Raw genomic sequence first — 17336 nt, 5'->3', positions numbered from 1 at the left:
TGCGCAAGCAGCAGTTCGTTCTTCTCGCCTTCGGTCAGAACATGAAGCGGGGGTGGCGCCATCCGAAGCTTGAATCACCCACCGCCGCTCCGCGCAAGCCCCTTTGGCCAACCACCTGAGCAGTTACGCCGATGACGCCGGACGAAGCGCGTTGGGCCGAGACGTTGGCGATCGAGCGCATCCACGGGGACCGCTCACCGGTATGGGTCGCCGAACGGATCGGCGAGTTGGCGCTGGCGGGCGACGAAGCCGGCGTTCAGCGTTTCAAGGAGATCGCCGCGCGCCTGGACCAAATCACCCGTGGCGCGCGGCAATAGCTCAGCACTTCGTGAACTGGCCCTTCTTCGGTCCCGACGCGATGTGGCACTTGCCCTTCGCGTCCTTGGTGACGCCGGCTATCGCAGGAGCCGCCTTTGGCGGGCACTTGGTGAACTTGCCTTTCGCATCCTTGCAGGGTGCTGCGAGGGCCGGCGATGCAGCTAGCGCAAGGGACGTTATGGCGATGATCGACGAACGGAGCATGGTGTTTCCTCGGCCGAGATGATTCGACGGGTAGATGCTATGCGCGTGTTTCTGATCTCACAAATTCGGAGCGGAGATTGAGGCGGCCGACGTTACTGACGATCGAAGCGCTGGTGATAGGGGTGCTCATGGCCGCCGCCGTATTTGATGGCACTTCGTGAGCTAGCATTTCCTGAAGCGATTCCGGCGGCGGCGGCATTTATGCGTCGATTCGTAGCATATCGGGACGTTCGACCGCTGCTCTGCGGAGGGTCCGGTTAATCCGGGGTGAGTCTGATTCCACGATCTGCGATCACCTTTTCCATCTCCACGATCGCGCCGTCGAGCCTGATGCCGACCATCGACAGACCGAGCTTGTCGGCAAGCGCCAGCGCGGAAACAAGGGCTTTGTAGAGGTCCGCGATCTCTCGAACTGGGTCACTTCCGTCTGGAGTCATGCCGTCTCCCCGCTGGCGTCTTCGCCTTGGCGCATTAACAATCGGTTAATGCCCAACCTCTTCAAACAACTGACACCACGGCAAATTCAGTGCCTCGCTCTCGTTGCCAAAGGCATGACCAGCAAAGAGGTAGCCCGCGAACTGAGCCTTTCCGCACGGACCGTAGACGATCACGTAGAAAGGGCGCGGATCAAGCTCGGCGCTCCTACACGGCACCGGGCGGCGTCGCTCTACCGTGAGCGGCCTCCGGAAAAAGAGCTCGGCGACTTCCCAAATCCGGTACCGTATCAGCTACGGCGTGAGCCGCTACAGGTTGATGAATGCATTGCGGTTGAGCCAATCGATGACTCGGCGTCGAAGCTCATTGACGGCGGGATCGTTCCGTTCGGAAATTTCCCAAAACTCGCGGAACTTCAACTTGCGACGCCGAAGCCGGAAAGAAACCAAGATTCGCAATCGTCGCCCTCGTCCATCATCATGCGGGTGCTCGCTATCGCCGCCGCATTGGCGGTCATAGTACTGGCATACCCACAATTGGTTGAAGGCGCCGAAGTGATCGCGGCCTTTCTACGTAAATCAACTCGGGAGGCCGGCGGGCAATAGCTCGCCGGTGGGAGAGCTATTATGTCTGCTAATCGTGAGATCGTTCTCGCGCGTCGCGCCCTGGCTCAACATGTCAGCAGTGCCTTTCTGCCAGTCGAAAAAAGTGCGGACTCGACCGCCACCTTGGCCCTTCGTTGCACGGCCGTTCTTATCGAGGCGCGGAGAGAGGCTGGTCTCGGTCCGATTGAGGGCGAAGATGTCCTTGAGACCGTTTACGAAGCCTGCAATCTGGCATTCAAGGCGCACGCCTTGTTCCGGCGGGCGCATGTCGGGCTTGCGCTTCTAGGCGCCGAACTGAACGTACTTGCCTACACCCCAGAGTGCCCTGGCGCGATGCTGGTCCCAGCCAACCAGAACTGCGCCGCCTGATGAGAGTCTTGACCGGCGCGGCTTCTCATGATCCGAGCCGGTCATGCTTCACCTCGCGCTTCAAATCTACGTACAGTCTTTTATACCGTTGGTGTTGCTCACGCTGTGCGCAGCCCTTCGGTGGGGCGGCAGAACGGAGCGAGTTGTAGCGTGGTCGTTTGTCATAGCGTCGCTGGTGCAAAAGCTGACGCAGGGCACACTCGCACAAGCATTCAGCCAGATCGAGCCGACTGTTGCGATTATAGATGGGGCATTGCTCTTCGTCTTGTTCCGGGCAAGTTTGCGCGATCCCCGATGGTGGCTGCTTACCGCCTGCGCTCTACAACTGTTGTCTGCCATCGCGCATCTGGCGAGGCTGCTCGATCTGAGTATGTCATCGTTAGCGTACGCTATCCTGACGGGCACCGGTGGATACCCGACACAATGTTTGCTGATCGCTGGAATCGTGGGGCATCGTTCCCGGTCGGTCGGGCGGAAAGGCGCTATGCGCTGATGGCGCGGCCCTCTCCCGACACGATAGCGGATCATATCGCGCCTCCTTGTCGTCTTGCGAGGCGGTACGATCGGCGTCAGCGCATCCAGGCGCTGCGAGCCTTGTACAACGCACTCCACGCGGCGGCCCGGACCCTTAGACTTGCGCCGCGTGACGTTCGAGCATGCGACCTCATCAGTTCCGACCTGATCGATGATGTCGCTTTTGCGTTGGGCATGTGGATGTCGCCCGATGTCAGAGATTGCGCCGCCTGATCCGCCCGGCCCACCTCCACGGGATAGCGAGCAAGTTTGCGTGTCCTCCCGCGCCCCTTCGCTACCAAGACACAGCCCTGACGGCTTTCACGGTGATCGCTCGTCCTGTGCCGCCCATGCGTCGTAGGGTCACATCGACAGCGATGCGGTCACGTTCACCTGGGCAGTAGAGATAGGCGTGTTCGCAGATGCCGTCGGCCACCCCTGTAAAATGCGAGGTCGAACTATCGTTGGGGTGGATTGATCTGCTTGGGAACAGCGAGCCGCTTTCAGGCAAGGCATCGATCGGCACGGCGGACAGATCCCCTTCGAACCTCGCGAACAGTCGATCGCTCGCTAGCGTGCCTCTGACCTTTCCGGCTGGAAAATCGATCTGCTGGAGCCACCATATGTCCTTGGTTCGGTTGCTGAGGTGAACCGTTAGATGCGCCCAATGGGGATCGGCGTCCGGGGTGATCGTCACGCGAACGCGGAGGCCGGGGCGCAATCCAGTCTTGGCAAGGTGCCACCGGCGGCGGCGTATGAGCAATCGCTGGAAAAGCGCGGGCGTCGCTGCAGTCAAAGCGCCGAGCGGGAATCCGATGACGATGGCCACCAGCCAACTGCGCATTTGCTGAACCGCCCCCGTCCATGCTCGCTAGCCTTCCAGCCCGAGCAGATTGCCTCATCCCGATCCTGATGTGAAAACGTGCAGGCGGCAAGGCGTCGCAATGCGCAGGACATTCGCCGAGTCAGCGTTCGCCCTCTAAAACGCCGGGAGAATATACCGCCGACATAGTGGCAATCGATTGACCTTTAGTGCCGGGGAGGGCAGCACGTAAACTTCTTCGCTATTGGGGGGTAGTGAGCGATGACATTCTGGTGCTCGATCCGTATCGCTGCATTGGTGATAGCGTTGTCGCTGACGCCCACTTTGGCGACCGCCGCTTCGACGTTGGATACCGCCGCATTCGACACGGCGCTTGCCGCCCACGATTATAGTCGGGCTACAGTCGTCTTAAACAATTTGGTCAATCAGCGGCTTCCAGCGACCGACAAGGCCGGCCCCGATCCGGTGCTTGACAGGATGTACGCCGACCTGATGTCTGCGACAGGCGAGACGCTAGGCGAAGCCGCCTTACTTGAACGCCTAACCGCAGACCCAACTTTGCAGAACCGCGGCCATTTCCAGATTTTGCTGGCGACTGCGCGAGAAAGCGCTGGGCAATTTGACGATGCCGAGCGCCTCTATCGGATAGCAGTTGCCGCGAAGGACATAACTCCGCAGGACCGCCTTGCCGGGACGCTTGGTATCGCTCGGCTGCGCATGATGAGCGATCCTTCCGCCGCGTTCTCCGGTCTCGCTACGCTGCCGACATCTTCGGGGACGGCCTGGGAAGTGGACCTTCAGCGCGCGCGCATCGCCGCCATCGCGGGACACGACGACGATGCCCGAGCGTCCCTCGAACGCGCTTGGGCAGAGGCGCTTTCGGCAGAGGCAGGCGATGCTGCACCGGCGCGCGTGGCGTCTGATTTGCTTATTGCCGCAGGCCGTCAGGGCGACCGTACGAAACTGATTGCGATGCTCGCGATCGACCGGCTCAACCGCACCCCTAACGACGGGCAAGATGCTTTGGCAGCCGATGCCCCCATTTGCGGCACGTCTGGTATCACGCTGACAGATAGCGTCGCGATAGAGTTCATGAGGCAGGCTGCCCCCGCGCGTCCGCGCTTCTCTCTTGTATGGGCCAGCCGCCCAGCCGTTGCCGCACCGTTCATGGCAGCCGTTGCACGCGCCGCCGGTTTTGAGGTTCAGGACGGCCAAGCCACGGTAGTAACCCTGCGCTGCCGATCGGCACCCTCTTCCGATTTTTCAGTCAGGGCTGATCCTAATGACCAGATAATGGCTTGGAGCACCGGTCGCGGGGCCTATCCGCTGCTGGAAACCGGCGGCGATACTGATCCGAGTACGCTCGCGGGCATGCTCGCGGATCGTGAGAAGCGTTATGGTTCGAACTCCATCATGCTGTTGCCGGTATTGGTTCGCCCTTTTCCGAAAAACTGGAGTGCGTTATCTGACAATCAGGACGCCCGCTCCCGTGCCGCAGCCGTCGCACATCGCATTACCAACATCATCCAGACCAACGGTGGCCCTGCCGATCTGGTGCTCTTCGGGAAGCTGGGAAATACGTCGATCGATGTGGTCGCTCAGACCAAGTCTGTGGCCGATGCGCAGATTGAATTTCAAACGTTACTCGCACAAGCCGCCCAAAATTCTGCGGTTTCGCTTGATACGCTCTACACGCTGGTGAGCGGCGCTACCGCAATTCCGCAGGCACCCAGTGCGCTGCGCGCCGACCTGCTTGAACGCTCGATCGCCGTCTTCCGCGCACGCGCACCGATCACCGACCCGCGCGTGACTGCACTCGCCTTGCGCCTGCTCTCGGTGCGACGCGAGCAGGGCGACACGGTGGCAGCAGCAGCGATGGTCAAGCAATACGGCTTTGCACTGGATCTGTGCAGCGTCGCAAATCCGCCCGTCCGTTTCACTTCATCAAACATTACCCCCGACGATTACCCGCCTGATTTGGTTCAGACGCTCGCGCAAGGACGAACGACGCTCGACTTCAGCATCTCGCCTTCGGGAGCGGCGTCGCAGCCGCGCATTTTGGTCGCAGATCCGCCTTATGTGTTCGATTCCATCGCAGTCGCCAAGAGCTCCACCCTGATCTACGAACCCGCGCGGATCAATGGCGCCGCCCAGACCTGTCGCTGTATGGTACAATCCGTACGTTGGACGCTGCCGGATTGACGACCGTGCTGGGAAGCCCACGCGTCGGCCTCTATCGGATACGTACGATAGGCCAGTGGTACTGAGGAGCTTAGAGCGAAAGGACGTGCGCCCGAAGCACGTCAACCGTTTCAGTCAGGCCATCCGCCTCCATATCAAGCAGGAGCAACTCGGCGGTCTTCTCCGGCTTCTTCAGGCGTGCGCGCATACGGCGGATGGCGGCGACGGCTCGGCCCGGATCAAGAGCGATCGTATCGGCGATAAAGGCGTCAGCCGATCGCGCTTCAATGTTAAGGCGTCCAAGATGATCGTCCGGGAAATCGCGTAAGTTCTCCGTCACAATCGTCGCGGCCTGAGTCTTGAGCGCTGTCGCTACGACATGCGCATCACCGCCATCGGGCAAGCCGGCGCATGCAGGCAGGAAGTGTTCGTAATCCTCGACCAACGCGTCCTCGAACGCCGCCTCCATCGCCCGGCGAGCATTTGCGGCGCGGTCCTCGGCATCAGGCGCATTCTTGGCGCGCAGGATTTTCGCGATGGCTACTTCCGTTTCGTCCATGATCTTCTCGGACCACCGGACACGAAAAAACTCTGCTTCCGCCAGCGTCAGGAGCAGATTGCGCTTCAAGGTGCCTGCCAGCGTGCAGGCGTCGATGAGCGCGGTGTACCTGTTCGCGAACAAGCTTAGAGGTACTCCGCGTCCATCGCTGCGAGAGCGGAGAGCGCATTGCCGCGCCTGTCATCACGGGATCGCTTGTAGGCGAACAAATCCTCGGCCTTCATGCGCCGATGACGACCCACGGTATCGAACCTGATCTCGCCCTTTTCGAGAAGCGAGATCAGGAAGGGGCGCGACACATTGAGAATGTCGGCGGCCTGCTGCGTCGTCAGCATTTGGCTGACCGGAACGAGCGTCACCGAGTCACCCCTGCCGATATGCCGAAGCAATTCCATCAGGAGCTTCGACAGGCCAGGCGTCAAAGTGACTTCAGTGGCGTTCTTGTCGTCGTCCAGAACATGTAATGTGGCATCGCTCGACACCTGCGCGGCCAGGATTTGACGCAACTGATTGGCTGCCGCCTTCTCACTTGCGGAAGGCAGGCGACTGCCGAGTTCCTCGGCAAAGGCTGGCATGGTCATGGGGGTCTCCGTTGACATCGCCTCTATATGATAATCGTAATAAACGCAATATACGCAATAAACGTAACACTGATTGGTTCCGCCTCAAATCGGTTGCGACGCCGCGTTGTGTCAGCCTAGTCCGGCCTGCGCCGCCTTGTCCGCCGCAAATGGGGGCATGACCATCTGCGCGATAGCGGTTTGTGCCCGTCCGGCGCGCTCGTTGATCGCGGATCAGCGGGTCCCACGAACCACTGAAACGAGCCAGGAATTCCGGGCTTCGACCAATGGAATGGGCCCATTCAGCAAGGCCGCCTGTATTATTTCCACCAGACGCTTGATATTATCAACCAGAATTTGACGATACTAACTATAGTATAATCGAGAAAAGCAAATTCGCTCAGCAAACCACGAGCCTTGGAGTCTTCGGGCAGGTCGCATACAAATTTAGCGACAAGCTGAAAGTTACCGGCGGTCTTCGCTACAGCCACGAGAAGCGGGCAGCCCAGGTATTCGAGGGACTTCCGAACCCGATTGATGCTGCACGCGACAACAAGGCATCCAATGTCAGCGGCGATATCAGCGCGACCTACGAGATCGTACCGCGCGTGAACCTCTATGCCCGCTATGCGACCGGCTATCAGGCGCCCAGCCTAGCGCGCAACTTCACAGAAGGCGATATCACGGTCGCCAAAGCACAGACAACCCGGTCGTTCGAAGCTGGTATCAAGGGCTTATGAGACCTGTGCGCGGGTGGGTGTAGCGCGCTGTAGTTGAACTGTTTTCTATTTTTTCTGAGGCCATTGGCCTACCTCGCTACCGCTCTGGTCAGAGCGGTGGCAGCCTTCATGCTTGGGCCGCGAGAATGTTCATGGTGCGCTTGAGGTTGTAGGCGATGGCGGTGAGGTGGACTTGGACAGCGGCTTTGGCGAGTCCTCGCCATCGCATCCGGCGCAGGCCATAGCTGCGCTTCCATGTACCGAAGATCTTCTCGATCCGGCCTCGCACTCGGTGGATGGGCTGGTTCCATTCCTTGAGCTTGCGCAACGTTTCCTGCTCGTCGCGGCCCCACATGCCGGTGGCGACAATCCGCGGTATCCCGCCCCTCGCACGCACCGCGTCACGGAAGTGATTGCCGCGATTGATCTGCCCCCACCGAGTGGACTGCGGATGGTTGGTTCCGTGCGGTTGGTGGCGACTTGTCGAAGCCTTTGCGCAAACCAGGCGAACAAGCGGTTCCAAACGGCCTTCCACATTCCTCGATTTTCAACAAAGCCGATATGGGTCGGCTCTGGAGCCTGTATGCGAGCGCACCCGGCGACGCTGCAAGTGTCCGCTTCGAACCCGGCGCGTTGCTCCTTGCGGGCAAGGGTAGGAGCCCCGCAGATGGAACGGTGCTGACCCAGCAGGTCGGCGATCGGTCGTTCGAAGTAACCGTCGAACTTGCACTGCGCGGTGAAAGCGAGGGCGGGCTGCTCCTCTTCTTCAACAATCGCCTGTTCCTTGGCATGGGCATCGATGGCAGGCGTATGACCAGCTATCGCGGCGGCAAGGCCGCATACTGGCCCGAACCGGCGCCGCCTGCGCGCCACATGTATATGCGGATCGTCAATGATCGCCAGATCGTCACCTTCTATTACAGCCTGGACGGTAAAGAATGGACGCGCCACGGTGTCCGCAGCCAAGTGACCGGTTACAACGCGAACACGATCGATGATCTCCTCAGCCTGCGGCCAGCACTTTTCGTGTCAGGCGCGGGCGAGGTGTCTTTTAGGCGGTTCGTGTATCGTGCGTTGTAGGCGAAATTTTAGGTCCAAAGTTGGGCGGCTGCCGACTGGCAGCTAGGCAACGCGCGGACCATCGCTTCTGTCGGAGCAAGACGGTGCTTGGAGACTTCTTCGATCGGTGATTAAAATTACCACCAAGTGATCAAATCAGTGCGGCGATTCTCGTCGCAAGTTCGATGTCGAGCGCCGAAACTGCGTTACCGGCATCATGCGTCGTCAGCCAGATCTCCAGCCGATTATAGACGTTCAGCCACTCTGGATGATGGCCACATTTTTCGGCTTCAAGCGCAATGCGAGTCATAAAGCCAAATGCTTCGGAGAAATCGTCAAATTCGAAACGGCGATAAAGAGCATTCCTGCTGGCATCAAAGGCCCAACCCGAAAGGCGCGTGAGGGCATCGTCTCTTTCATGTGAGGTGAGTGCTGACGGCATGGTGCGATTATAGTTGGTGCGTTACGGGTATGAGGGCGCCCGAGATCGCGCGCGATCCCGATTGTGCGAGAAAGCTGATCGTGTCGGCGATGGCTGCTGGGCTGGTCCACTGGGCTGGATCGACACCGGGCATGTCGGCGCGGTTCCGCGGCGCGTCGATGATCGATGGCAGCACAGCATTCGCCCTGATTCCGCGGGGTGCCAACTCTTGCGCCAGAGCCTCGATGAGGCGTGCGACCCCTGATTTTGCCGCGGCATAAGCCGCCATCCCGGCCCCGGCCGGTTCCGCGGACGCGGCACCGACTGCCACGATCGACGCGCCTGAACGCATGGCGGGGATGCAGGCCCTCACCAGGACAAGCGTGGTTTCGACATTTGCGGAATAGAGCGCCCGCCAGTCGTCAACCAGACTGTCCTCAACCTTTTTCCAGGCAAACGCACCGGCGACGTGCACCAGAGCGTCAATCCCACCTATTGCTTCTATAGCTCTGTTGGCCGCCGCCCTTGCCGCCGCCTCGTCAGCGAGGTTTTCACAGGCGAACCATGATGCCCCCGCCGAATCTACGCCCTCGCGCGATCTGGCGATGCACGACACCTTCGCGCCTTGCTGTAAAAACACGGTTCGTACAGCTTCCCCAAGCGCTCCTGCTGCGCCGGATATAAGTACCTTCATATCAATCCAGTCCCATATTTGCCGGCACGGCGACGGTCTTGATCCAGTCGCCATCGATCAGCACGGGCCAGCCAAGGAGCTTCTGGCCGACGCACGGGCGGCCGACGCAGAGTCCATCCTTGATGGCAAACAGCGCGCCGTGCCAGCCGCAGGCAATGAACTGGCTGTCGGGCGTCAAATAATCGTCGAGCGTCCGCGCAAGCGGAAGGCCGGCATGAGGGCAGCGATCGACATAGCCGCGCACGCCACCTTGCTGGTGTACCACAAAGCCGTGGAACCGCCCGGCGCGCATCTGGAGAACGAAATTACGCGCTCGCCCTTCGGCGATATCCTCGACCCGACATAGCGCGATATTGCCCGGCGTTGAATCGAGGCGCGCGCTACCTGTCGGCATCGGGCTGAACATTGGGGTGTGCATCCACAAAGGCGGGAAGCGTGCGTGCTGTTGCGCCTACCGCCAACAGGGCGGGGTAGGGCGCGAGGTCGACCTCGAACCGGTCCGCCGAGTAGAGTTGCGGTATCAGATAACAGTCAGCGAGCGTCGGCGTTGCGCCAAAACAATAACCTGCTCCATGGCGCTCGACCAGGATCTCCAACGCGGCAAAGCCTTCCCGCACCCATTCAGCGATCCATCGACCGATCCCGTCTGCATCGACGCCGAAGCTGGAACGCAAATGGTTGAGCACGCGCAAGTTGTTGAGCGGGTGGATATCGCATGCGATGATCGCGGCCATCGACCGAACGATCGCGCGCGCGTGGATGTCGGCGGGCAGCAAAGGCGGCAGCGGATAGCGTTCTTCGATCCACTCGATAATTGCCGGGCTCTGAATGAATGCGCGCGCTTCCCCAGCGGCGTCTTCCAAGGTCAGTGCGGGCACCAGGCCATGCGGGGCGAATGTGCGATAATCGGGCGCTTTCTGCGCGCCCGTCCGCAGGTCGTGGGTAATCTGGGTAAACGCCAATCCCTTGAGATTGAGCGCGATCCGCACGCGATACGCCGCGCTCGATCGCCAATAGCCATGCAGGACAAGCTCACCGCTCATTTCGAGGGCAAGACCATTGCCCGGCACTCGCCGAAGCCAATCGAAACGAAGCCGTCGGCATGTGCGGTGGCGGTGAGGAGGATTTCATCGCCGTCCTCGACGAACGTTCTGCTTTCTTCCGTTGGGAGAATGAGGCTCTCTTTGCCGCCCCTGGTGATCTCCAGCAGGCTGCCATAGCCGTCAGATGTAGGCGCAGAGATCGTGCCGGTCCCCAGCAGGTCGCCCGGGTTGAGGTTACAACCGTTGGAGGCGTGGTGCGCGACGATCTGCGCCGCAGTCCAGTACATGTTGGACGCAGGGCCTTCGCTCAGGCGATACGCCGGGAGGCCGTCCTGCCGCATTTTGCGGCTCAAAATGTACGCTGAAAGCGTAATAGCCAGTGCACCCGTCGCCTGATCATGCGCATCGTAGAGATAGGGTAGCGGTGCGGGGTCGCCCACGGGTCGTTCAGGCTGGGCGATCCGAAACGGCGCGAGCGCCTCGGCGGTGACGATCCAGGGCGAAATGGTCGACTGGAAATTCTTAGCAAGAAACGGGCCGAGCGGCTGATATTCCCAAGCTTGGACGTCCCGCGCCGACCAGTCGTTAAGCAGGCAGAAGCCGGCGATGTGCTGACCGGCATCGGCGATCGGGATCGGCGCGCCCAGCGCATTGCCCGCGCCTATCCAGACGCCGAGTTCCAGCTCATAGTCGAGCCGCAGGCACGGCCCGAAGATCGGCGCATCGACGTCGGGCGCCTTACGTTGCCCTTTGGGGCGGACCAGCGGCACACCGGACGGACGGATCGAGGAGGCACGGCCGTGATAGCCGATCGGCACATATTTATAGTTGGGCAGCAGCGGATTATCCGGCCGGAACAACGCGCCGACATTGTTGGCGTGATGAATGCCGACATAGAAATCGGTGTAGTCGCCGATCGCCGCAGGCAGGTACATTGTGCAGCTATCGGCTTCATGCAAAAACGGTGTAACCGTCTCCCGGTTGCCCGGGTCCGTCAGGAGTGCGAACAGGCGATGCCGCAGTGCTCGCCGATCCGCAGTGGGAAGCGACAGCATCCTATTCAGCGTCCGCTCGGACAGGATGCCGCCGGAAACAACCGAAATCAGGCCGGCGGCTGCCGCGCTGGCGACATCCAGGATGGAGTCGCCAATAGCGACTCCGATACGCGGCTCGCCATCTGCGGGGCTGAAGATGCCGAACGGCAAGTTCTGGACCGGGAAGTCCGCATGACCATTGGCTCTCTCGACCCAACTGGTGGCCGCAGCATCATGGGTTTGATCGATCATGTATTCCGTCGTCACGGCAGTTGAGCTTTCTGAAAATCCGCCCAGCAGTCATCATAATCCTCCTGGCAAAGCGGGGATTGCGCGGCGAAGCGCGTGGGCCGGATGACGTTGCGGCTCTCGAACATGAACGCCATGCTCCCTTCGATCCGGTGCGGGACCAGCGATGCCGCGGTCGCCGTCTCGTAGCTGGCGCGATCTGGACCATGGCCGGACATGCAATTGTGCAGGCTGGCGCCGCCCGGCGCGAAGCCGCCCGCCTTCGCGTCATAGCTGCCTTCGATCAGGCCCATGAATTCGCTCATGACATTGCGGTGGAACCAGGGCGGGCGGAAGGTATCTTCGGCTACCATCCAGCGCGGTGGGAAGATCACGAAATCGCAATTGGCGGTGCCCGGCGTTTCGCTCGGCGACGTCAGCACCGTGAAGATCGAGGGATCTGGGTGATCGAAGCTGACTGTGTTGATCGTGTTGAACCGGCGCAAGGCGTAGCGACAGGGCGCTAGATTGCCATGCCACGCCACCACGTCGAAGGGCGAGTGGTCAATCGTGGTTTCGAAAAGCCCACCCATGAATTTCTGGATGATCTGGGTGGGCACGTCCCGATCCTCGAACGCCGCCGCCGGAGTTTCGAAGTCTCGCGGATTGGCGAGGCCGTTGGAGCCAATCGGCCCCAGGTCCGGCAAACGGAAGGGCGCACCATAATTTTCGCAGACATAGCCTCGCGCAGGTCCTTCGGGCAGTTCCACCCGGAAGCGAACACCACGCGGGACGAGCGCGATGGAGAGCGGAGCAACGGTCATGACGCCGAATTCCGTCACGACACGCAGGTTGCCTGATTGTGGTACGATCAGCATCTCGCCGTCGGCATTCTGAAAGACACGATCGACCATCGATTGGGTGGCGGCATACAAATGGATGCCGATCCCGGCGCCCATAGCGACGTCGCCATTGCCGCCATAGCTGACTAACCCATCGACGAAATCGACGCGCCGATCCGGCAAAGGCAAAGGATCCCAGCGCAGACGGTTGGGTGACGCGGGTTCCTCGTCAAACGGAGCGCTCCGTAAAAGCCCGCCGTTCTCATAGACCGTAAAGGGGGAATGGCTGGCCGTCGGCCGAAGCCGATAAAGCCAGCTGCGCTTGTTCTCCGTTCTGGGGGCGGTGAAGGCGGTACCGGAGAGTTGCTCTGCATAGAGGCCGAAGGGTGTGCGTTGCGGCGAGTTCCTGCCGATCGGCAATGCGCCGGCGATGGCTTCGCTTGCAAAATGATTGCCAAAGCCGACCATCATCGCCTCGACCATGTCGGGCACAATGCTGCCGGTGGCCGCTGCCAAGGGCCCTTCCGCGATCATCTCAACGTCCCCGCTTATGGTTCACGAGTCGATCGTGATCACGCCGCGGCGGATCTGGTCGAGCTCGATCGATTCGTAGAGCGCCTGGAAATTGCCGTTGCCGAAGCCCTCGTTGCCCTTACGCTGGATGATCTCGAAGAAGATCGGACCGAACATGGTCTCGGTAAAGATCTGGAGCAGTATGCCTTCACGCTCGACATCGCCATCGATCAGGATGCGGTTGCGGCGCAGGCGCTCCAGTTCCTCACTGTGGCCGGGAACGCGCTTATCGACCAGTTCGTAGTAGGTTTCGATCGTGTCCTGCAGCCGGACGCCGTTGGCGCGCAGCTTCTCGACGGTCTCATAAATATCGTCGGTGGTCAGCGCGATATGCTGGATACCTTCGCCTTTGTATTCGCGGAGGAATTCCTCGATCTGGCTGTGATCGTCCTGGCTCTCGTTCAGTGGGATGCGGATCGCCTTATCGGGCGCGATCATTGCCTGACTGAACAGGCCCGTCGCTTTCCCCTTGATGTCGAAATACTTCTGCTCCTCAAAGCCAAAGATCTGCGCATAGAATGCCGACCAGGTGCGCATCTCCCCGCGCTTCACATTATGCGTCAGGTGGTCGAGGATATCGAGGCCAACGCCGTTGCTCGCCGCTGCATCGCGCCACCCGGCGATCTCTTTCCAGTTGGCGAAAGGATCGCCTTCGACGAGGTACAGCAGCGATCCGCCGATCCCCGCGATCGCCTTGGCGCTTGGCAGCGCGCTCGACGCCGTATCGACCGCCGTCGCGCCCCGCGCCAGCGCCATTTCATAGGCCGTCTGGGCGTCGGAAACGGTGAAGCCCATGCCGTTGGCCGAAGGACCGTGCGCCTTGCGGAATTCGGCGGCCTGGCCGGTTTCCTTCGCGTTGATCACGAACGCGATGCGACCTTGCCGGTAGAGGGTCATGTCTTTGGCAGGCGAGCGAGCGGCGGCGGTGAATCCGAGTTGCAGCACTTGTTCGGCCATGACCGCAGGGTCGGGCGATGTGAATTCGGCGAAGGCAAAGCCGTCGAGGCCGAGCGGATTATGGGTATCGGACATCGAGAAGATCCTCGCTTAGCGCTGAAGGTATGGGGCAATGGCGGCGACAAACGATGCGACGGTTTCGCCGCGCAGGCCGGCGATGTTGATGCGCCCCGATTCGGCCATGTAGATGCCGTGGCTGGCCCGAAGCGCGAAGATCGCATCGCGCGGCAGCGGCAGCATCGCGAACATGCCGCCCTGGTGCGCCAGCGGCGCCAGCCTCGCGTCCGCGTCGGCAAGTGCGGCGCGCAGGCCCGCGATCCGCGAGCGCATCTCTTCGAGCTCGCGTCGCCATGAGCTGGTAAGGGTCGCGTCCTCGAGAATCTCGCGCACCGTAGCGGCGCCGTGATCGGGCGGCATCGACCAGAGGCTCCGTGCGAGCACGAGGATATTGTCCCGCACCGCTGCCAGCGACCCGCCGTCCGCTTTGACCCATAGGGCACCGACGCGATCGCGATAGAGGCCGAAATTCTTGTCGCAGCTATAGGCGACGATCGCCTCCGGCGCGGCCGCGAGCATTGAACGGGTAGCGCTAGCGTCGTCTTCGAGACCCCTCCCGAGGCCTTGATAGGCCAGATCGATCAGCGGGATCAGCCCTCGTTCGACGACAAGCGCGGTCAACGCGGACCATTGCGCAGCGTCGAGTTCGGCACCTGTCGGGTTGTGGCAGCAGCCGTGCAGCAAAACGACGTCGCCTGGCGCGGCCTCGGCAAGTGCTGAGGCCATCGCGGCGAAATCCACGGTTCCGCTGGCGGCATCGAAGAAGGGGTGCGGTCGAACCGTCACGCCAGCCTCCCGGAAGATCGGCGCGTGGTTGGGCCAGGTCGGCGTGCCGATCCAGACCTTCGGGTCACCGGCGCCGCGCGCGACGAGTTCGGCGGCGAGGCGCAGCGCGCCGGTACCGCCCGGCGTCTGCACGCCGGTCAAGCCCGGATCGCCCGCGAGCGCTGCGCCGAAGACGATCGGCGCGAGGAGATCAACGAAACGCGCGTCCCCTTCGGCGCCGAGATAGGCTTTGGTCGGCTGGGTTTCGGCGAGCCGGTGTTCCGCCGCTTTGATCGCCTGCATGACCGGCGTTTCACCAGCATCGTCCCGATAGACGCCGACGCCGAGATCGATCTTGGTCGCACGAGGATCCTGGCGAAAGAGACCAATCAGGCCGAGTAGCGCATCGGCCGGTTGCCGCTCGAGCGCTCCGAACAATCGCGCTGGCGCCGACGCGGCGGGGCGGACATTCTCGGCGATCATGCCGCAGCCTTTGCGCGGGCATAGGCTTGAGTGCCATTCGTATAGACCTTATCGGTCGGTAGTATCGTTTCGATCTCGATATCCGGCGCGTCTGCGAGTTCGGCGTAGATTGGCCCGAAATCTGTCTCGAGCGTCTGGCGGAGCAGATCCTCGAAACTGTCGATAACGAAATAATTCTGCTGATAATCGTCAATTCGGTACTTGGTCCGCATCAGGCGCCTGACCTCGAAGCCGAGCCGATTGGGCGAGGGGTCATCAAGCGCGAACAGCGATTCGCCGTAAGATGAGACGATCCCCGCGCCGTAGATCTTCAGGTCGTCAGCCGACCCGCGGATCAGCCCGAACTCGACGGTGTACCAATAGAGTCGCGACAGCTTCTCGATCACGCCGCCATTCGCCGCGCGCTGCCCGCCGATGCCGTATGCCTGCATGTAATCGGCAAAGATCGGATTCGCGAGCAGGGGGACGTGACCGAAGACATCATGGAAGATGTCCGGTTCCTGGAGATAGTCCAGCTGTTCGGGGGTGCGGATGAAATTGCCGGAGACAAAGCGCCGGTTCGCGAGATGATCGAAGAATACGTCGTCTGGGATGAGTCCCGGCACCGCGACCACCTGCCAACCCGTCGCTTTCATCAGCCGTTCGGACAGTTCGTCGAAATCTGGAATGCCGGGCTTCGTCATGCGAAGCACGTCGAGACCGTCGAGAAATTCGCTCGCAACCCGACCGGGCAGCATCTTCGCTTGCCGCTCGAACAGATGGTCCCACATGGCATGCTCGGCCGCGGTGTAGCGGTTCCAGCGTTGGGAAATGGTCCAGTCTGCGGCGGTGCCCGCCGGGCGATCGATCGTTGCATGTTCCATGTGGACGATATCGCATCGATCGCGTGAATTTGCTTTTCAATCGGTGGTCATTTACGGACATTAGCGAATTAATTTTCCAAGAAACCGTGGTTTTATGAAATCTACCTACGCTTTGGATGACATCGATCGGCGCATCCTGGCCACGCTCCAGGTCGACGCCACGATCAGCAACAGCGATCTCGCCGAGCAGGTTGGCAGTTCGACTGCATCGGTCTGGCGGCGGATCAAGGCGATGGAAGCGCATGGCCTAATTCGGCAATCAGTCCGGCTGCTCGATCAGGGCGTGCTCGGTTACGGGGTGAACGTGCTTTGCAACATCCGCGTGCGCAGCCATGCCCGCGATGTGCGCGGTGCATTCGAGCACTTCGTCGCCGGAAGGCCCGAGATATTGGAATGCTTTTCGATGTCGGGAGATTGGGATTATCTGCTTCGGATCGTGGCGATCGACGTGTCGGATTATGAGCGCTTCCTGATGAATACGTTGCTCGAACATCCGTCTGTCGGCGGCGCATCTTCCCATTTCGCGCTGTCGCTTACCAAATATACGACCGCGCTCCCGCTGCCCTGATTCGACCAGTGTGGTGCCGCCGCAATTACGCCGGCGGCACCGAGATAAGGGTCACCATGACTTTCAGATTGCCGGTTTCGGCGGTGTTCTCGATTCCGTGGAAAACGCCTGCCGGCGTGTAGATGAAGTCGCCTTGCGTGATTTCGACGACCTCGCCGTCGATCCGCATGATGCCGTTGCCGGTAATGACGTAATAATACTCGTCCAGCCACGCCTCCGCCATGATCTCGGCCCGGTGTGCATGGATCCCTTCGCTTGAGCCGGGCGGCATGTCGAACATGACGAAATACGGCGTTTTCCGTTCAGCGAAAAAGGCAAAACGATGCACATCAATCGCGCCTTCACCGTGATGTACGGCCCGAACGCTGCAGACGTCTCCGTTACCCGAAATTTTCTTGAAACGGGAAGGGGAGCGTCGCGGGTTGACCGGCCTGTCGGCACTTTTCATCATTCTACCTCCCGC

The 17336-nt window shown here is 60.9% G+C and carries 22 protein-coding genes; 7 read left to right on the top strand and 15 right to left on the bottom strand.

The window, feature by feature from the left end; genetic code table 11:
• Positions 1-131 precede the first annotated feature (131 nt).
• Complete coding sequence (locus EWE75_RS14060; RefSeq protein WP_130158528.1) at positions 132-317, top strand: DUF6961 family protein; 186 nt, start codon at positions 132-134, stop codon at positions 315-317.
• 462 nt (positions 318-779) lie between these two features.
• On the opposite strand, the gene EWE75_RS14050 is transcribed toward EWE75_RS14060, so the two are convergent.
• Positions 780-959 (bottom strand): hypothetical protein, encoded by a 180-nt coding sequence (locus EWE75_RS14050; protein ID WP_130158524.1) that lies wholly within the window; start codon positions 957-959, stop codon positions 780-782.
• A 48-nt stretch (positions 960-1007) separates the two neighbouring features.
• Here EWE75_RS14050 and EWE75_RS14045 point away from each other — a divergent pair, with 48 nt between their 5' ends.
• Positions 1008-1562 (top strand): response regulator transcription factor, encoded by a 555-nt coding sequence (locus EWE75_RS14045; protein WP_130158522.1) that lies wholly within the window; start codon positions 1008-1010, stop codon positions 1560-1562.
• Positions 1563-1583: 21 nt separating this feature from the next.
• On the top strand, positions 1584-1931 hold the full coding sequence (locus tag EWE75_RS14040; protein ID WP_130158520.1) for a hypothetical protein: 348 nt from the start codon (positions 1584-1586) through the stop codon (positions 1929-1931).
• Between the two features lie 808 nt (positions 1932-2739).
• Here EWE75_RS14040 and EWE75_RS14035 read toward each other — a convergent pair.
• Positions 2740-3288 (bottom strand): hypothetical protein, encoded by a 549-nt coding sequence (locus EWE75_RS14035; protein WP_130158518.1) that lies wholly within the window; start codon positions 3286-3288, stop codon positions 2740-2742.
• Between the two features lie 240 nt (positions 3289-3528).
• Here EWE75_RS14035 and EWE75_RS14030 point away from each other — a divergent pair, with 240 nt between their 5' ends.
• On the top strand, positions 3529-5469 hold the full coding sequence (locus EWE75_RS14030; RefSeq protein ID WP_130158516.1) for an energy transducer TonB: 1941 nt from the start codon (positions 3529-3531) through the stop codon (positions 5467-5469).
• A 70-nt stretch (positions 5470-5539) separates the two neighbouring features.
• Here EWE75_RS14030 and EWE75_RS14025 read toward each other — a convergent pair whose 3' ends face one another.
• Positions 5540-6130: a PIN domain-containing protein gene (locus tag EWE75_RS14025; RefSeq protein WP_130158514.1), complete on the bottom strand. Its 591-nt coding sequence runs from the start codon at positions 6128-6130 to the stop codon at positions 5540-5542.
• A gap of 2 nt (positions 6131-6132) precedes the next feature.
• On the bottom strand, positions 6133-6588 hold the full coding sequence (locus tag EWE75_RS14020; protein ID WP_130158512.1) for an excisionase family DNA-binding protein: 456 nt from the start codon (positions 6586-6588) through the stop codon (positions 6133-6135).
• A 356-nt stretch (positions 6589-6944) separates the two neighbouring features.
• Between EWE75_RS14020 and EWE75_RS14015 the strand changes: the two genes are divergently transcribed.
• The gene (locus EWE75_RS14015) at positions 6945-7307 is read left to right on the top strand and encodes a TonB-dependent receptor domain-containing protein (protein ID WP_130158510.1); all 363 of its coding nucleotides are present in this window, start codon (positions 6945-6947) and stop codon (positions 7305-7307) included.
• Positions 7308-7413: 106 nt separating this feature from the next.
• Here the strand turns inward: EWE75_RS14015 and EWE75_RS25570 are convergent, their stop codons facing one another.
• Positions 7414-7809 (bottom strand): transposase, encoded by a 396-nt coding sequence (locus EWE75_RS25570; RefSeq protein ID WP_231708354.1) that lies wholly within the window; start codon positions 7807-7809, stop codon positions 7414-7416.
• Between EWE75_RS25570 and EWE75_RS14005 the strand changes: the two genes are divergently transcribed.
• Positions 7767-8366 (top strand): beta-xylosidase family glycoside hydrolase, encoded by a 600-nt coding sequence (locus EWE75_RS14005; RefSeq protein ID WP_165388388.1) that lies wholly within the window; start codon positions 7767-7769, stop codon positions 8364-8366. The two genes, EWE75_RS25570 and EWE75_RS14005, sit on opposite strands and share 43 nt — an antisense overlap.
• Before the next feature lie 130 nt (positions 8367-8496).
• Here the strand turns inward: EWE75_RS14005 and EWE75_RS14000 are convergent, their stop codons facing one another.
• The 9 genes from EWE75_RS14000 to phhA all read right to left on the bottom strand — a co-directional run bounded on the left by EWE75_RS14000 (position 8497) and on the right by phhA (position 16305).
• Entirely contained in the window at positions 8497-8787 is a 291-nt protein-coding gene (locus EWE75_RS14000; protein ID WP_130158508.1) for a 4a-hydroxytetrahydrobiopterin dehydratase, read from the bottom strand.
• Positions 8788-8794: 7 nt separating this feature from the next.
• A complete protein-coding gene (locus EWE75_RS13995; protein ID WP_165388387.1) occupies positions 8795-9460 on the bottom strand; it encodes an SDR family NAD(P)-dependent oxidoreductase in 666 nt (221 codons plus the stop codon).
• A gap of 1 nt (position 9461) precedes the next feature.
• Positions 9462-9854, bottom strand: a complete 393-nt coding sequence (locus tag EWE75_RS13990; protein ID WP_130158504.1) for a Rieske (2Fe-2S) protein — start codon at positions 9852-9854, stop codon at positions 9462-9464.
• The gene (maiA, locus tag EWE75_RS13985) at positions 9841-10503 is read right to left on the bottom strand and encodes a maleylacetoacetate isomerase (RefSeq protein ID WP_130158502.1); all 663 of its coding nucleotides are present in this window, start codon (positions 10501-10503) and stop codon (positions 9841-9843) included. Before maiA ends, EWE75_RS13990 begins: the two co-directional genes overlap by 14 nt.
• Entirely contained in the window at positions 10500-11789 is a 1290-nt protein-coding gene (gene fahA, locus EWE75_RS13980; protein ID WP_130158500.1) for a fumarylacetoacetase, read from the bottom strand. Before fahA ends, maiA begins: the two co-directional genes overlap by 4 nt.
• Before the next feature lie 11 nt (positions 11790-11800).
• Positions 11801-13075: a homogentisate 1,2-dioxygenase gene (gene hmgA, locus EWE75_RS13975; protein WP_130158551.1), complete on the bottom strand. Its 1275-nt coding sequence runs from the start codon at positions 13073-13075 to the stop codon at positions 11801-11803.
• An 87-nt stretch (positions 13076-13162) separates the two neighbouring features.
• Entirely contained in the window at positions 13163-14212 is a 1050-nt protein-coding gene (hppD, locus tag EWE75_RS13970; RefSeq protein ID WP_130158498.1) for a 4-hydroxyphenylpyruvate dioxygenase, read from the bottom strand.
• A gap of 15 nt (positions 14213-14227) precedes the next feature.
• Positions 14228-15442: an aromatic amino acid transaminase gene (locus EWE75_RS13965; RefSeq protein WP_130158496.1), complete on the bottom strand. Its 1215-nt coding sequence runs from the start codon at positions 15440-15442 to the stop codon at positions 14228-14230.
• On the bottom strand, positions 15439-16305 hold the full coding sequence (gene phhA, locus EWE75_RS13960) for a phenylalanine 4-monooxygenase (protein WP_130158494.1): 867 nt from the start codon (positions 16303-16305) through the stop codon (positions 15439-15441). Before phhA ends, EWE75_RS13965 begins: the two co-directional genes overlap by 4 nt.
• A 94-nt stretch (positions 16306-16399) precedes the next feature.
• On the opposite strand from phhA, the gene EWE75_RS13955 reads away from it, so the two are divergent.
• Positions 16400-16873, top strand: coding sequence for an Lrp/AsnC family transcriptional regulator (locus EWE75_RS13955; RefSeq protein ID WP_130158492.1), 474 nt, complete (start codon positions 16400-16402; stop codon positions 16871-16873).
• 25 nt (positions 16874-16898) lie between these two features.
• Here the strand turns inward: EWE75_RS13955 and EWE75_RS13950 are convergent, their stop codons facing one another.
• Complete coding sequence (locus EWE75_RS13950) at positions 16899-17321, bottom strand: cupin domain-containing protein (RefSeq protein ID WP_165388386.1); 423 nt, start codon at positions 17319-17321, stop codon at positions 16899-16901.
• Positions 17322-17336 lie beyond the last annotated feature (15 nt).

This window comes from Sphingomonas populi (assembly GCF_004208535.1).
Taxonomy (GTDB): Bacteria; Pseudomonadota; Alphaproteobacteria; order Sphingomonadales; family Sphingomonadaceae; genus Sphingomonas; species Sphingomonas populi.
This window is presented reverse-complemented; position numbering and strand designations above follow the sequence as displayed.

Bases quoted from the DNA above. Each gene is read 5' to 3' on its own strand.
- phhA (WP_130158494.1), bottom strand. From the start codon at position 16,305: ATGGAACATGCAACGATCGATCGCCCGGCGGGCACCGCCGCAGACTGG.
- EWE75_RS13990 (WP_130158504.1), bottom strand. From the start codon at position 9,854: ATGCCGACAGGTAGCGCGCGCCTCGATTCAACGCCGGGCAATATCGCG.
- EWE75_RS14050 (WP_130158524.1), bottom strand. From the start codon at position 959: ATGACTCCAGACGGAAGTGACCCAGTTCGAGAGATCGCGGACCTCTAC.
- fahA (WP_130158500.1), bottom strand. From the start codon at position 11,789: ATGATCGATCAAACCCATGATGCTGCGGCCACCAGTTGGGTCGAGAGA.
- EWE75_RS13965 (WP_130158496.1), bottom strand. From the start codon at position 15,442: ATGATCGCCGAGAATGTCCGCCCCGCCGCGTCGGCGCCAGCGCGATTG.
- EWE75_RS14035 (WP_130158518.1), bottom strand. From the start codon at position 3,288: ATGCGCAGTTGGCTGGTGGCCATCGTCATCGGATTCCCGCTCGGCGCT.
- EWE75_RS13955 (WP_130158492.1), top strand. From the start codon at position 16,400: ATGAAATCTACCTACGCTTTGGATGACATCGATCGGCGCATCCTGGCC.
- EWE75_RS13950 (WP_165388386.1), bottom strand. From the start codon at position 17,321: ATGAAAAGTGCCGACAGGCCGGTCAACCCGCGACGCTCCCCTTCCCGT.
- EWE75_RS13995 (WP_165388387.1), bottom strand. From the start codon at position 9,460: ATGAAGGTACTTATATCCGGCGCAGCAGGAGCGCTTGGGGAAGCTGTA.
- hppD (WP_130158498.1), bottom strand. From the start codon at position 14,212: ATGTCCGATACCCATAATCCGCTCGGCCTCGACGGCTTTGCCTTCGCC.
- maiA (WP_130158502.1), bottom strand. From the start codon at position 10,503: ATGAGCGGTGAGCTTGTCCTGCATGGCTATTGGCGATCGAGCGCGGCG.
- EWE75_RS14040 (WP_130158520.1), top strand. From the start codon at position 1,584: ATGTCTGCTAATCGTGAGATCGTTCTCGCGCGTCGCGCCCTGGCTCAA.
- EWE75_RS14020 (WP_130158512.1), bottom strand. From the start codon at position 6,588: ATGACCATGCCAGCCTTTGCCGAGGAACTCGGCAGTCGCCTGCCTTCC.
- EWE75_RS14060 (WP_130158528.1), top strand. From the start codon at position 132: ATGACGCCGGACGAAGCGCGTTGGGCCGAGACGTTGGCGATCGAGCGC.
- EWE75_RS14000 (WP_130158508.1), bottom strand. From the start codon at position 8,787: ATGCCGTCAGCACTCACCTCACATGAAAGAGACGATGCCCTCACGCGC.
- hmgA (WP_130158551.1), bottom strand. From the start codon at position 13,075: ATGGTCGGCTTTGGCAATCATTTTGCAAGCGAAGCCATCGCCGGCGCA.
- EWE75_RS14045 (WP_130158522.1), top strand. From the start codon at position 1,008: ATGCCCAACCTCTTCAAACAACTGACACCACGGCAAATTCAGTGCCTC.
- EWE75_RS14030 (WP_130158516.1), top strand. From the start codon at position 3,529: ATGACATTCTGGTGCTCGATCCGTATCGCTGCATTGGTGATAGCGTTG.